Genomic DNA, 13,779 nt, shown 5'->3' with positions numbered 1-13,779 from the left:
CTTGAAAGGTTTAGGCGGCCAGGCGTTTCATGGCGGGTTTGCCGGCGTTTGCGGCACCCGATTTGCCGCCGGGCATGGCAACGCGGCGCGGTGGCGGCATCTTGCCGAAATTGAACAGGCTCACGGCTTGCGACAGGCTGGCCGCTTCTTCCGCCAGGCGCGTGGCGGCTGCGGCGGCTTCTTCCACCAGGGCCGCGTTCTGCTGCGTCACCTGGTCCATGTGGGCGATGGCCTGGTTGACCTGGTCGACGCCGATGCTCTGCTCGCGCGAGGCGATGGAAATTTCCTGCATGATGGCCGTCACCTGCTTGACGGAGCTGACCACCTGCTCCATGGTGGCGCCGGCGCGGTTTACCTGCAGCATGCCGGCGCCCACCTTGCCGACGGAAATTTCGATCAGCTGCTTGATGTCCTTGGCCGCCACGGACGAGCGCTGCGCCAGGTTGCGCACTTCGCCCGCCACCACGGCGAAGCCCCTGCCCTGCTCGCCGGCGCGCGCCGCTTCCACGGCCGCGTTCAGGGCCAGGATGTTGGTCTGGAAGGCGATGCCTTCGATCAGGCCGATGATGTCGACGATCTTCTTCGACGAGGTATTGATGTCGTCCATGGTGGTGATCACTTCGGCAACGATTTCGCCGCCCTGCACCGCCACTTTCGAGGCGGCCACGGCCAGTTCATTGGCCTGCACCGAGTTGTCCGCGTTCTGTTTCACGGTCGACGAGAATTCCTCGATGCTCGACGCCGTCTCTTCCAGGCTGGCCGCCTGCGATTCCGTGCGGCCCGACAGATCCATATTGCCGACGGCGATTTGCTTGGTGGCCACGGCCATGGTTTCCACGTTGATGCGCACGTCGCGGATGGTGGCGATCAGGTTGCTGTTCATTTGCTGCAGCGCGCGCAGCAATTGCCCCATTTCATCCGTGCTGTCCGTTTCGAAACTGCCCGACAGGTCGCCGGCGGCAATCGCGCGCGCGCCGTTCAATGCCTTGCCCAGCGGCTGGAGCACGGACATGCGCAAGGTGTACCAGAGGAAGACGTTGATCAGGAAGCCGAACAGGGTGGCGCCGAAGATGGCGTAATTGGTGATCTTGCCGCCGCTGGCGAACAGGCTGATGATGCACACCAGCAATTGCAAACAGTTGACGATGGAGGTGGCGGCCCAGATGCGCAGGTTCAGCGACATGTGCGTCAGGCTGTGCAGCAGGTGCGCGAGGCCCGGGCGCACGATCTGCCCGTGCTTGATGACGATGTTGCCGCCTTCCTTGTTGCGGATGGCCGCATAGGCTTCCTCGGCCGCCTTGACCTGGTCCTTGTCCGCCTTCACGCGCACGGACATGTAGCCGATGGTCTTGCCCGCTTCGCGGATGGGCGTGACGTTGGCGCGCACCCAGTAGAAATCGCCGTTCTTGCAGCGGTTCTTGACCAGGCCCGTCCATGGCGTGCCGGCCTGGATCGAGGCCCACAGGTCGGCAAACGCTTCGGCCGGCATGTCCGGGTGGCGCACGATGTTCTGGGGCGAACCGAGCAGCTCCGCCTCGCTGAAGCCGCTGACCTGGCTGAAGTAGGGATTCACGTAGACGATATTGCCGTTCATATCCGTTTTCGACACGATGGCCTGATCGTCCAAGACGAGGACTTCACGGTTAGTCACTGGCAAATTTTGTCGCATGGTCGCGGCTTCCTGATCGGTTAAATGAGCAATTGGTGAGTAAGACTTGCACGATTGCAAGAATGGAGATCAGTGTAAGGAGTCGCCTGCGCAAATTTATTGATGTAGATCAAAATCCTCCAGATTGGTCGTGCTTGCACGCATTTAGCGATAGCAATGCGGCATTGTTTTAAAGCTACTGGTTGTCGGCGGCGCTTAGAGCCTATCCCGGTAGGGAGCGTCTTCTGCTGGCAGCGCATCAGGAGCGCGGACAAGGCGTGAGGAGGACGCGTGGCGAGCCACGCGACGACGAGCAACGCAGTCCCCGCTTCTGACGGGCGCCAGCAGGGGATGTATTCATCTACCGGGATAGGCTCTTAATCCACGCCCGCCGTCAGCGGCCGCAGGCTGCCGACGGCGTAGCCTTGCGCGTAATCGATGCCCAGTTCGCGGATGATGGCCAGGGTTTCCGCGTCTTCCACGTATTCGGCCACCGTTTGCAGGCCCATCACGTGGCCCACTTCATTGATGGCCTTGACCATGGCGCGGTTGATGGCATTGGTGGCGATGTCGCGCACGAAGACGCCGTCGATCTTCAGGTAGTCGACGGGCAGGGCCTTCAGGTAGCCGAACGAGGAAAAGCCGCTGCCGAAGTCGTCGAGCGAGAAGCGGCAGCCCAGGGCCTTGAGCTGGCGCATGAACACTTGCGCCTTGGGCAGGTTGGCGATGACGGCCGTTTCCGTGATTTCAAAGCAGATTTGCTCGGGCGCAATCGCAAACTGCACGAACTGCCCGGTGATGTAGTCGTGCAAGCCGGCATCGGCCAGCGACAGGCCCGACAGGTTGACGGAATACAGGGCCGGGCTGCGGCGCCGGCTTTCGGCCAGCGCCTCGAGCGGCGGCAGGCTGTCGCGCACGCTCTGGATATGCGCGCAGACGGCGCGGATGACCCAGCGGTCGATGGACAGCATCATGTCGTAGCGTTCGGCGGCGGGGATGAAGGCGCCCGGCAAGATCAGGTCGCCCTTGCTGTTGCGGATGCGGATCAGCACTTCGTCGTGGTGTTCGGGATGGTCGCGCAGGTGCACGATGGGCATGGCGTACAGGCGGAAATAATCGTGTTCGAAGGCTTCGTTCAGGCGCGAAATCCACAGCATTTCGCCGTGCCGCTGCGCCAGCATGACGTCGGACTCCTGATACACATGCAGGCGGTTGCGGCCCTGCTCCTTGGCCAGGTAGCAAGCCTGGTCGGCGGCGCTCAGCAGCTCGCTCATGGATTTGCTGTCCTGGTTGATTTCCACGATGCCGATGCTCACGCCCAGCTCGAAGCTGCGTTCGTCCCAGGCGAAGCGGAATTCGCGGATGGACTGGCGCAGCTGTTCGCCGACCAGGCGCGCGTGCTCGAGCGGACAGTGGGGCAGCAGCACGCCCAGCTCGTCGCCGCCCAGGCGCGCCAGGATGTCGCTGTCGCGCATGCGCCCCTGCAGCATCTTGGCCAGCAATTGCAGCAGCACATCGCCGGCGCCGTGGCCGCAGGTGTCGTTGATGACCTTGAACTGGTCCAGGTCCAGGTACAGCAGCGCATGCACGTGGCCGTCCTGCTTGGCCGTGTGCAGGGCGCCGGCCACCAGGTGTTCGAATTCGCGCCGGTTGATCAGGCCCGTCAGGGCGTCGTGCGTGGCTTGCCACGACAGTTGCTGGCTCAGCTTGCGTTCGTGGCTGACGTCGCGGAACACGACGACGGCGCCGAGGATGGCGCCGTCGCGCGACCAGATCGGCGCGGCCGACTCCTCGATGGCGATGCGCCGGCCGTCGCGCGTGACCAGTTGCGCGCGGGGGGAAATGCCGATGGCCTGGCGCTGTTGCAGGCAGCGCAGGGCCACGTGCTCGAGCGCTTCGCCCGTGCGCTCGTCGGCCAGCGGCATGGTCTGGGCGATGTCCAGGCCGCGCGCCATGTCGTTGCTCCAGCCCGTCAACTGCTCGGCCACGCGGTTCAGGTAGCGCGTCTTGCCCTGCGGATCGGTGGTGATGACGCCGTCGCCGATGGAGCTGAGCGTCACTTCGGCCAGTTCCTTGCGCTCGGCAATCATCAGCTCGCGCGCCATGTGCTCGGTGATATCCCAGATGATGCCCAGGGTGCGTTCAGGTTGCCCGGCGTCATCCATGAACACTTGCGCCTTGGCCGCCAGCCAGTGTTCGCTGCCATCGGGCCAGATGACGCGGTATTGCAGGGCGTAGCCTTCGCGCCGGCGCACGCCGTCCTGCAGCACTTTGATCACCTTGTCGCGGTCGCCGGCGTGCACGCAGTCGAGAAAGCTGCGAAACGGCTGCGTCAGGGTGCGTTCTTCCAGGCCCAGCAAGGCAGCGCCCTTGGCCGACCAGCTGACCGTGCCGTCGATGACCTGGCCATCGACGATGCGCGAATCCCAGATGGCCATGTGCGCCGCCTCCAGTGCCATCTGCAAACGTTTCTGCTGGTCGCCCATCATCCCCTCCCGACATGGATACAGGGATAGATGCGCCGCCGCTATTTAAGTTCCCGGTACCTCGGCAGAGGTGGCCGGTGCCGCGCGCGCCACGTCGCGCACGTTCTTTTGCACGGCCACGGCGGCGAACAGGCTGAGTAAAAACGCCATGGCATAGAAACCCTTTTCGCTGTTTTGCAGGGCGGCGTTCCACAGCCCGACCGTCAGCAGCAGCAAGGCCAGCAGGACGGAAATCCAGCACAAGCCAAAGTAGATCCCCGTCACGGCGATGCCTTCCGCGCGGTCGCGCACGGATTTTTGCAGCGAGATGGCGGCGAACAGGCCGTACATGAGGATCGTAAAATAATAGCCCTTCTCGTTGAGGGCCATGCCGGCGTTCCACAGGCCGGACAGATAAGTGACGATGCCGATCAGCAATGCCGCCCAGGAAGCGCCGATGAAGGCGCTGCTGGGGCGTGGGGCGGGGGAAGTCTGCATAGGGTCTCCAGGGGCAGCGGGCGCCGCCGGCATGGCCGGGGCGGCAGGCACGGATGCGCCTGCCGCCCCATCAGACCAGAAAGTCTATTTGTTTGGCTTGATCATGCGCAACAAAGCCGACACGGCGGTGACGCCGGCCAGCACCAGGCCGCCGGCGATGAGGCCGGCCACCGCGTTGATCAGGCTGGGCGTGACGGCCGCCAGCACGGGGCCGATGCCGGCCACGCCGCCGACGGCTTCTTCCGCGTGGTGCAGCATGGCGCTGGCCCATGGCCAGCCGTGCGTCAGGATGCCGCCGCCCACCATGAACATGGCCAGGGTGCCCACCACGGACAGGAATTTCATCAGTTTCGGCGCCGCCGACACGAGCATGCGGCCAAAGCCGCGCACGCCGTCCATCAGCGCGCCCGCGCCCTTGCGCGCCGCCAGGTAAAAGCCCGCGTCGTCGAGCTTGACGATGCCGGCCACCAGGCCATACACGCCCACCGTCATGATGAGGGCGATGCCGACGACGACGGCCACCTGCTCGGCGAAGGTGGCCGTGGCCACCGTGCCCAGGGCGATGACGATGATTTCCGCCGACAAAATGAAATCGGTGCGGATGGCGCCCTTGATCTTGTCCTTTTCCAGCGCCACGAGGTCGACTTGCGGGTCGCGCAGCGCCTGCGCCAGCTCGGCCTTGTGGCTGTCGTCCGGGTGCAGGTATTTGTGGGCGATCTTTTCGAAACCCTCGAAGCACAGGTAGGCGCCGCCCACCATCAAGAGCGGCGTGATGGCCCACGGCGCGAACGCGCTGATGGCCAGCGCGGCGGGCACGAGGATGGCCTTGTTCTTCAGCGAACCGACGGCGACGGCCCAGACGACGGGCAATTCGCGCTCGGCGCGCACGCCGGCCACTTGCTGCGCGTTCAGGGCCAGGTCGTCGCCGAGCACGCCGGCCGTCTTCTTGGCGGCCACCTTGGTCATCAGGGAAACGTCATCGAGGATGCTGGCGATGTCGTCGAGCAGGGCCAGCAGGCTGGAGCCGGCCATCTCAGCGCGCTCCCGTGGCGGTGGCAGGGAATGTTGGAGCTTGGAAAGTATTGTTTTTCATGATGTTGTTCTTGGTTGTACGGCAAGGAAAAGCACGACCCTGATCTTACCTCAGCGAAGGCCGGCAGGGCCGCACTGACCGGGTTAAAATTGCCTCTTATCACCATTTTCTGGACACCGCATGCACTTCGCCACCTGGATCGCCTTTGTCGTCGCCGCTTCCATCATCGCCATCTCGCCGGGATCGGGCGCCGTGCTGTCGATGTCGCACGGCCTGTCGTATGGGGTCAGAAAGGCCAGCGCCACGATTCTGGGCCTGCAGCTGGGGCTGCTGGTAGTGCTGGGCATCGCCGGCGCCGGGGTCGGTTCCCTGCTGCTCGCGTCCGAAGTGGCGTTCAATATCGTCAAGACGGTGGGCGCGTTGTACCTGATCTACCTGGGCCTGTCGCAGTGGCGCGCCAAGGTGGCCGTCACGGGCGACCTGCATGCCGACGCCGTGGTGCCTTCCATGGGCCGGCGCGTGCTGACGGGCTTTCTGACCAACGTGACGAACCCGAAAGGCATCATCTTCATGGTGGCGGTATTGCCGCAATTTATCAGCCCGGCAGCGCCGCTGCTGCCGCAATTGCTGATCCTGGCCGTCACCATGTGCACGATCGACCAGATCGTCATGCACAGCTACGCCTTTTTAGCGTCGTCGATGCAGCGTTTTTTCCGCGATGCCAAGGCGGTGAAAAAGCAGAACCGCTTCTTCGGCGGCTTGCTGATGGCCGTCGGCACGGCCTTGTTCTTCGTCAAGCGCGGCAGCCAGGCGGCATCCTGAGCCAGGTCAACATGCAAACATTTGTAAGCCCGCTTGCGATGCCGGCCCGATAGGAATGTAATCGGGCTGTTGTCCATCTTTCATTTCTGTCCGTCCTGCTTGGAGCGCGCCATGCGTCCGACCCTGTCTTTCCCCCTGCTGAACACCGTGTGCGCCGTGCTGCTGTCGTCGGCGTGCGCCTTGGCCCTGGCGCAGGACCCGCCCGCCCGCGTGGGGCGTATTTCCACCGTCGAAGGGCAGGTGCTGGTGCGCGCCGGCGATGGCGAGGCGCAAAACGCCTTGCTGAACTGGCCCGTCACGACGGATAACCGGCTCAGCACCATGCGCGGCGCGCTGGCCGAGTTTCGCGTGGGCGCGGCCGCCGTGCGCCTCGATGGCGATTCCGAGCTGGAAGTGAGCGAGCTCGATGACGACAGTTTCAAATTGCACCTCAGCTATGGCACCGTCAGCGTGCGCGTGCGCAACCCGGACGCGCTGCGCGGTTTCGAACTGACCACGGCCCAGGCGCGCGTGAGCCTGACCCAGCCGGGCTGGGTGCGCATCGAAGCGGGACGTCAGCCCGGCACCAGCGTCGTCAGCGTGCTCGAAGGGGCGGCCGACGTGGATGGCGCGACGGGCAGCGTCACCTTGCGTGCAGGCAAGCGCGCCGAGCTGACGGATGAGGAATTGCGCACGGGCGCGGTGCAGCGCGTGGCGTTTGACAACTGGCCCGAAGCCTTGCCCGCTGCGGCGCCGGCCTTGCGCTATGTCACGGACGATACCACCGGCTATGAAGAGCTGGACCGCTACGGCGCCTGGCAGGACGATGCGGAATACGGCCCCCTGTGGCTGCCGAGCAGCGTGCCGGCCGGCTGGGCGCCGTACAGCGACGGGCGCTGGACGTGGATCGCGCCGTGGGGCTGGACCTGGGTCGACAATGCGCCGTGGGGCTACGCGCCCTCGCACTACGGCCGCTGGGTGCTGCTGGGCCAGCGCTGGGGCTGGGCGCCGGGGCGCGAGCGCGGCCGCGTGCCGTGGGCGCCGGCGCTGGTGGGCTGGGTCGGCGGCAATCACGGCCAGCGCCCCGGCGTGGGCTGGTTCCCCCTGTCGCCGCACGAGCGCTACGTGCCGGGCTACCGCGCCAGCGCGGAGTATGAACGCCGCATCAACCGCGTGGCGGAAGGACGCCGATCCGTGGCGGGCGAACGCGAACGCCGCGAAGGCATGACGATGCTGCCGGGCGAGCGTTTTGGCGGGTCGCGCACGGTCGACGTGCCGCGCCGTCACCGCACCATCATGCCCGCCCCCGTGCTGCAAAGCATGCCCTTGAGCACGCCGCCTGCGCCGGCGGGCAACTGGCAGCGCCCCGCCGCGGGGATGCCGCGCCAGGAAGACGGTTTCCGCCGCGACTGGGGCAACCGTCCCGGCCGCTTGCAGACGGACGATGGGCAGACGCATCTGGCGCCGCGTCCCATGCAGCCGAACCGGCCGCCCGTGCCGCAACAGCCTCAGCAGCCTCAGCAGCCGCCCGTGCCGCCCCAGCCCGTGATGCCGGCCGTGCCGGCCTTGCCACCGGTGCAAGATCCGGTGGCCCGTCCCGGCTGGCGTGGTGAAGAGCGGTCCCGCGCCGAGCGGCCGCAGCCGCGCCCGGACGGCAGCCGCTGGGAGCGTGCAGAGCGCGGAGAGCGTGGCCCCCGCCGCGAAGTGCTGCAGACGGCGGCGCCGCCGTCCTTGCCTGCCCCGCCGCCCGTGGCCCAGCCGCGGCCCGCGCCGCCGATGCCGGCCCCTGCCGCCGGCCCGGCACAGGAAGCGCGCGGCGGCGAGCGTGCCAGGAATCATGAACGGGGCAATGAAAGAGGCAATGAAAGAAGCAAGGAGCGCGGCGGGCCTGGCCGCGGTGGCCGGATGCAGGAAGCGGAGCGCTGAACGGGCCGCTGGCGCTGGCCGCTTGTCCGTCCGGTCATGGATTATCGACGTTCAAGCCGCCAAACCGACAGTTCGTCACATTTCAGCGGTCAAGCCGCGGTGTTTTGTCTACAGTGGCGTCATTGCAAGACAGCGCAATGCCGACGCGGCTGACAGCACCGATTTTCCGGCTATTTTGTCCAAACGAAATAGTTTTTCGCCAGCTTACCCAGCTGGCTTTTTTTTTCCGCGCCCTTGGCGCCATGGCGGCGGGCGCAAGTGCCGCCAAAGTTGGCTACAATACGCTTTTATGCAGCCGCCGCGCGATGTACGCTGCGCCGCCTGTTCTGACCGGCACTGATTGGATTTCCCATGCAAACCACCCCACCGACCGAAGTGACGATTCCTCCCAGCGAATCGCTGATCGAATACCCGAGCGATTTTCCCATCAAGATCATGGGCCCGACGCATGTCGACTTCGCGCCGACCATGCTGGAACTGGTGATCAGCCACGATCCGACCTTCCACGCTGGCCGCATGGAAGAGCGCCCATCGGGCAAGGGCAATTACACGGGCCTGACCGTCACCGTGCGCGCCATCAGCCGCGAGCAGCTCGACGCCCTGTACATGGCGCTGTCGGGCCACCCGATGGTGAAGATCGTCATGTAAGGCTGGCTGCCGCCACGCTGGCCCGGCTCTTCGTGAGCAGCCAGACGGCGGCAAAAGCGCCACTGGCCGCCGCCGTCACCCACAGCAGCGGTTTTTCGCTGCCATCCGTGATGGCGGCGATGACGGCGCCGCAGGCGGCCGTAATGGCCATCTGCACGAAGAAGAACAGGCCCGAGGCGCTGCCCGCCTGGGCGCCATACGGCTGCAGCACGGCCAGCTGGCAGGCGGGAATCGCCATGCCCACCGACACCATCACCAGCAGCATGGGCGCCACCAGCGAGGCCACGTGCTGCGGCGCCAAGGTACCCGCCAGCAACAGGCTGGCCGCCCCCGCCACATTGATCAGTACCGCCACGCCCAGCATGTGATCGGCGCCCAGGCGCGGTCCCAGCGCGCGGAACAGGCTCGACCCCGCGATATAGCCGCTCACCGTCAGGCCGAACACCAGCGCATACGCGCCGGGCGACAGGTGCATGCCCCTTTGCAACAGCACGGACGATTCCGCGATGAACGGGAAATACGTGCAATACACGCAGCCGATGGCCAGCGCATAGCGCAGGAAATACGCGTCGCCCAGCAGGCGGCGGTACAGCGCCAGGGTATTGCCCTGTGGCACGACGCTGGCCGGCCTGGTTTCCGGCACGTACGCGGCGATCAGCCACAGCGACAGTGCGCCCAGCAGGCACAGCACGCCAAACACGGCGCGCCAGCCGAACGCCGCGTCGAGCACGCTGCCGGCCAGCGGCGCCAGGATCGGCGACAAGCCCATCACCATCGAGATTTGCCCCAGCATGCGCGCCTGCGTGGCGGGGTCGAAGCGGTCGCGCACCATGACCCGGCCGATGATGGTGCCGCTGCAGCCGCCGAACGCCTGCAGCACGCGCGCGGCGATCAGCACGTGTACGTCGGAAGTCACGGTGCAGGCGATGCTGGCGAGCACAAAAATACCCGTGCCGGCCAGCAGCACGGGACGGCGCCCGTAGCGGTCGGCTAGCGGCCCGCAAGCGAGCATCGAAGCGGCCGAGCCGGCCATGAACAGGCTCAGGGTCAGTTGCAGCTGGGCATCGCTGGCATGCAGGGCGTCGGCCATGGCCGGCAGCGAGGGCAAATAGATGTCGATGCTGATGCGCGACAGGCAGACCAGCAGCAGCACGATGCCGCCCCAGGCCCACAGCGGCAGGGATGTGTTTTTGACCATTTTTTCCAAACGTAAGATTGCATGATGCGCCCCGCTGGCGCACCGGAACGGTGAGAATAGGATGGTTGTGGTGTAATGCGAAGTGCCAGTCATCAGAAAATTCATTGGACCACTTGGACGATTATCATGCCGCGAGGAAAATCACCACACGCCCTGGACTTGCCTCGCCCGACCAGCTGGCTCGACAAGGCAGGCGTCAACAAGCAGGATGGCGCGTATGAAGCGCTGCGCTCGGCCATCCTGACGAAGATGCTGCCGGCCGGCAGCCGGCTGCCATCGAGCCGCACCCTGGCGGAACGGTGGGAGTTGTCGCGCGGCACCATCGAAACCGTGTTCGACCGCCTGCACGCGGAAGCGTACGTGACGCGCGTGCCCGGTTCCGGCACGCGCGTGTGCGCCGTGGTGCCGGAGCGTTTTTTGATGGCGGGATTTGCCGATGCCGCCCAGGCCGCGCCGGCCAGCGTGCCCGCGCCCGCCCCGGACACGGGCGTGCGCGACGGCTTGCCCTTCGTGGCCCGGCGCGCCGACGCCAGCCTGTTTCCCATGGCCGCCTGGTCCAAATGCGCCACGCGGGCGCTGGCCGCCGCCACGCCGGAGCAGCTGTGCAGCGCCGAGCCGGCCGGCTTGCCCCAGCTGCGCCAGCAGATTGCCGACTTCCTCGCCAAGTACCGCGGCATCCGCTGCGATCCGCACGACATCGTCGTCACCACGGGCATCCGCCACGCGATCGACTTGCTGGCGCGCAGCATCGTGCGCGAGGGCGACAAGGTGTGCCTGGAAGAACCGGGCTACCCGGCCGCGCGCGCCCTGTTCGCCCTGGCCGGCGCCGTGCCCGTGGACATTGCCGTCGACGCCGAAGGCATCGATTGCGCCGCGCTGGCTGCGCACACGGACGCCTGCCTCGCCTACGTGACGCCGGCGCACCAGTCGCCGCTGGGCGTGACCATGTCCGTCACGCGCCGCCTGGCCTTGCTGGAATGGGCGAACGACAGCGGCGCCTGGGTGGTGGAAGACGATTACGACAGCGAATTCAATTACCAGAGCGCGCCGCTGGCGGCCCTGAAGGCGCTGGACCAGTACCAGCGCGTGATTTATTGTGGCAGTTTTAATAAGACCCTGTTTGCCGGCCTGCGCGTGGGTTTCATGGTGCTGCCGCCCGCCTTGCGCCCGCAACTGCTGCGCATCGTGCAGTTGACGGGCCGCTCCGTGGGCGTGACGGAACAGCTGGCGCTGGCCGCCTGGATGGAGGAAGGCGCCTTCGTGCGCCATCTGCGCCAGGCGCGGCTGGCCTACAAGGAGCGGCGCGACCTGCTGCTGGCCTGCCTCGAGCAGACGGCGCCCGGGCGTTACGCGATTTCCGGCCAGCAGGCGGGTTTTCATTGCGTGCTGTGGCTGCCGCCGGATACTGACGAGCGGGCCTTTTGCGCGCGCGCGGCGCAGGAGGGGCTGGCGCTGCAGCCGCTCGGTGACTTTTGCCACAGCGCAAAATTGGCGCCGGCCGTGCTGCTCGGCTACACGGCCCTGAATGGGGCCCAGATACGCCATGCTGCTCAAAAATTGGGCAGATTGCTGCTGCCGCCGGCGCCCGCGGCTGAATGAAACGGCGGCCTGGCTTATAATCACGGCTTCGCCGCAGCGTCCGCAGGGCGCCGGCAGCTGATTACAGAATCCGTCATGACCACCACCCGCACCGAAACGGCGCTGATCCGCGAGCTGGGCCGCGTCGATTACGAGCCGACCTTTGCCGCCATGCGCGCCTTTACCGACGCGCGCACGACCGACACGCGCGACGAACTGTGGATCGTCGAGCATCCGCCCGTATTTACTTTGGGCCTGGCGGCCGACCGCGGCCACCTGCTGGCCGGCGCCGAGAGTGTGCCCGTGGTGCAGACGGACCGGGGCGGCGAAGTGACGTTCCACGGCCCCGGCCAGGTGGTGATTTACCTGCTGATGGACTTGCGCCGCAACAAGCCGGGCGGCAAGCTGTATGCGCGCCAGTTCGTGCATAAAATCGAGCAAGCCATCATCAACGTGCTGGCGGCGTATAATCTCGCTGGCGAGCGCATCGATGGCGCGCCTGGCATCTATATTGCCGGCGGGCCAGACAAGGGTGCGAAGATCGCCGCGCTGGGGTTGAAAGTGCGCGGCAACGGCTGCACCTACCATGGCGTATCGCTCAACGTGGCGATGGACCTGGCGCCGTTTTCCTGGATTAACCCTTGCGGCTATTCCGGCCTGAAGACGGTGGACATGCGCAGCATGGGCGTGGTGGCGCCGCTGGCCGAGGTGCAGCGGGCCCTGGCCCAGGAATTGACCGTATTACTCGATGTAAGCGAAGTAAACAGCGCCGCAGGCGCGCCTCAGGCAGCGGATGCCTGAGCAAACAAACCAACATGCCCGTCAAGGGCTTGCAGCCATGACTTCTGAGACCATTTCCAGCACCGCCCCCGCCGCTACTGCCGCTCCTGCGTACAACCCGAGCGAAAAGCAAAAAGGCGCCAGCAAGACTTCGCGCATCCCGATCAAGATCATTCCGATCGAGCAAGTCGAGCGCCTGAAAAAGCCGGACTGGATCCGCGTCAAGGCCGCGTCGGCTTCGACCCGTTTCTATGAAATCAAGGATATCCTGCGCGAAAACAAGCTCGTCACGGTGTGCGAGGAAGCCAGCTGCCCGAATATCGGCGAGTGCTTCGGCAAGGGCACGGCCACCTTCATGATCATGGGCGACAAGTGCACGCGCCGCTGCCCGTTCTGCGACGTCGGCCATGGCCGCCCGGACCCGCTGGACAAGGAAGAGCCGGCCAACCTGTCGAAAACCATCGCCAAGCTGCGTTTGAACTACGTCGTCATCACCTCCGTCGACCGCGATGACTTGCGCGACGGCGGCGCCGGCCATTTCGTCGAGTGCATCCAGCAAACGCGCGCCCTGTCGCCGAACACCCGCATCGAAGTGCTGGTGCCCGACTTCCGTGGCCGCCTGGAAAAAGCGTTGAATTTGTTCAAGGATGGCTTGCCTGACGTCATGAACCACAACCTGGAAACGGCGCCGCGCCTGTACAAGGAAGCGCGTCCCGGCTCCGACTACATGCACTCGCTGAAATTGTTGAAAGATTTCAAGGCCATGTACCCGGACGTCAAAACCAAGTCCGGCATCATGGTGGGCCTGGGCGAGACGGACGAGGAAATCCTGCAAGTCATGCGCGACATGCGCGAGCACGACATCGACATGCTGACCATCGGCCAGTACCTGGCGCCATCGAACAGCCACCTGCCCGTGCGCCGCTACGTGCACCCGGACGTGTTTAAAATGTTCGAAGAGGAAGCCTATAAAATGGGCTTCACCCACGCCGCCGTGGGCGCCATGGTGCGCAGCTCGTACCACGCGGATGAACAGGCGCACAGCGCCGGCGTGGAATCGGCGCTGAATTTCTAAGCAGCTTGCGCCACATCAAAGCCGCCCGCTGCAAAGCCGGGCGGCTTTTTTTTGCCTGTTCGAATCGTATGCGTCTCATCCGGCTGGGCGTTCTATACTGGCATGCTGAAAAAGCATGGTTGACGAATA

General features: G+C 65.5%; 11 protein-coding genes. 6 read left to right on the top strand and 5 right to left on the bottom strand.

Annotated elements, in window-relative coordinates:
* Positions 1-10: 10 nt before the first annotated feature.
* From AC07X6_RS15035 to AC07X6_RS15020, 4 genes are all read right to left on the bottom strand, one after another.
* Positions 11-1,669, bottom strand: coding sequence for a methyl-accepting chemotaxis protein (locus tag AC07X6_RS15035; protein WP_230540040.1), 1,659 nt, complete (start codon positions 1,667-1,669; stop codon positions 11-13).
* Between the two features lie 356 nt (positions 1,670-2,025).
* The gene (locus tag AC07X6_RS15030) at positions 2,026-4,137 is read right to left on the bottom strand and encodes an EAL domain-containing protein (RefSeq protein WP_494791484.1); all 2,112 of its coding nucleotides are present in this window, start codon (positions 4,135-4,137) and stop codon (positions 2,026-2,028) included.
* Positions 4,138-4,179: 42 nt separating this feature from the next.
* Entirely contained in the window at positions 4,180-4,611 is a 432-nt protein-coding gene (gene yiaA / locus AC07X6_RS15025) for an inner membrane protein YiaA (RefSeq protein WP_230540038.1), read from the bottom strand.
* Between the two features lie 84 nt (positions 4,612-4,695).
* Complete coding sequence (locus tag AC07X6_RS15020) at positions 4,696-5,643, bottom strand: DUF808 domain-containing protein (protein ID WP_230540037.1); 948 nt, start codon at positions 5,641-5,643, stop codon at positions 4,696-4,698.
* A gap of 181 nt (positions 5,644-5,824) precedes the next feature.
* On the opposite strand from AC07X6_RS15020, the gene AC07X6_RS15015 reads away from it, so the two are divergent.
* The 3 genes from AC07X6_RS15015 (at position 5,825) to AC07X6_RS15005 (ending at position 9,019) form a co-directional block, all read left to right on the top strand.
* Complete coding sequence (locus AC07X6_RS15015; protein WP_494791483.1) at positions 5,825-6,466, top strand: LysE family transporter; 642 nt, start codon at positions 5,825-5,827, stop codon at positions 6,464-6,466.
* 111 nt (positions 6,467-6,577) lie between these two features.
* On the top strand, positions 6,578-8,371 hold the full coding sequence (locus AC07X6_RS15010) for a DUF6600 domain-containing protein (protein ID WP_494791482.1): 1,794 nt from the start codon (positions 6,578-6,580) through the stop codon (positions 8,369-8,371).
* Positions 8,372-8,722: 351 nt separating this feature from the next.
* Entirely contained in the window at positions 8,723-9,019 is a 297-nt protein-coding gene (locus tag AC07X6_RS15005) for a DUF493 family protein (protein ID WP_070257888.1), read from the top strand.
* Here the strand turns inward: AC07X6_RS15005 and AC07X6_RS15000 are convergent.
* On the bottom strand, positions 9,012-10,217 hold the full coding sequence (locus AC07X6_RS15000; protein ID WP_494791481.1) for a multidrug effflux MFS transporter: 1,206 nt from the start codon (positions 10,215-10,217) through the stop codon (positions 9,012-9,014). The genes AC07X6_RS15005 and AC07X6_RS15000 overlap by 8 nt on opposite strands.
* Before the next feature lie 126 nt (positions 10,218-10,343).
* Between AC07X6_RS15000 and pdxR the strand changes: the two genes are divergently transcribed.
* From pdxR to lipA, 3 genes are all read left to right on the top strand, one after another.
* Positions 10,344-11,816 carry a MocR-like pyridoxine biosynthesis transcription factor PdxR gene (gene pdxR, locus AC07X6_RS14995; protein ID WP_494791480.1) on the top strand — a complete coding sequence of 491 codons (1,473 nt, stop codon included), beginning with the start codon at positions 10,344-10,346 and terminating at the stop codon, positions 11,814-11,816.
* A 75-nt stretch (positions 11,817-11,891) separates the two neighbouring features.
* Positions 11,892-12,596 (top strand): lipoyl(octanoyl) transferase LipB, encoded by a 705-nt coding sequence (lipB, locus tag AC07X6_RS14990; protein WP_070223225.1) that lies wholly within the window; start codon positions 11,892-11,894, stop codon positions 12,594-12,596.
* Between the two features lie 37 nt (positions 12,597-12,633).
* Entirely contained in the window at positions 12,634-13,650 is a 1,017-nt protein-coding gene (gene lipA, locus AC07X6_RS14985) for a lipoyl synthase (protein WP_034782748.1), read from the top strand.
* Positions 13,651-13,779 lie beyond the last annotated feature (129 nt).

Source organism: Janthinobacterium sp. GW460-12-1-14-LB5 (assembly GCF_059423585.1).
The sequence above is the reverse complement of the archived record's forward strand: the minus strand, read 5'-3'. Positions and strand labels throughout refer to the sequence as shown.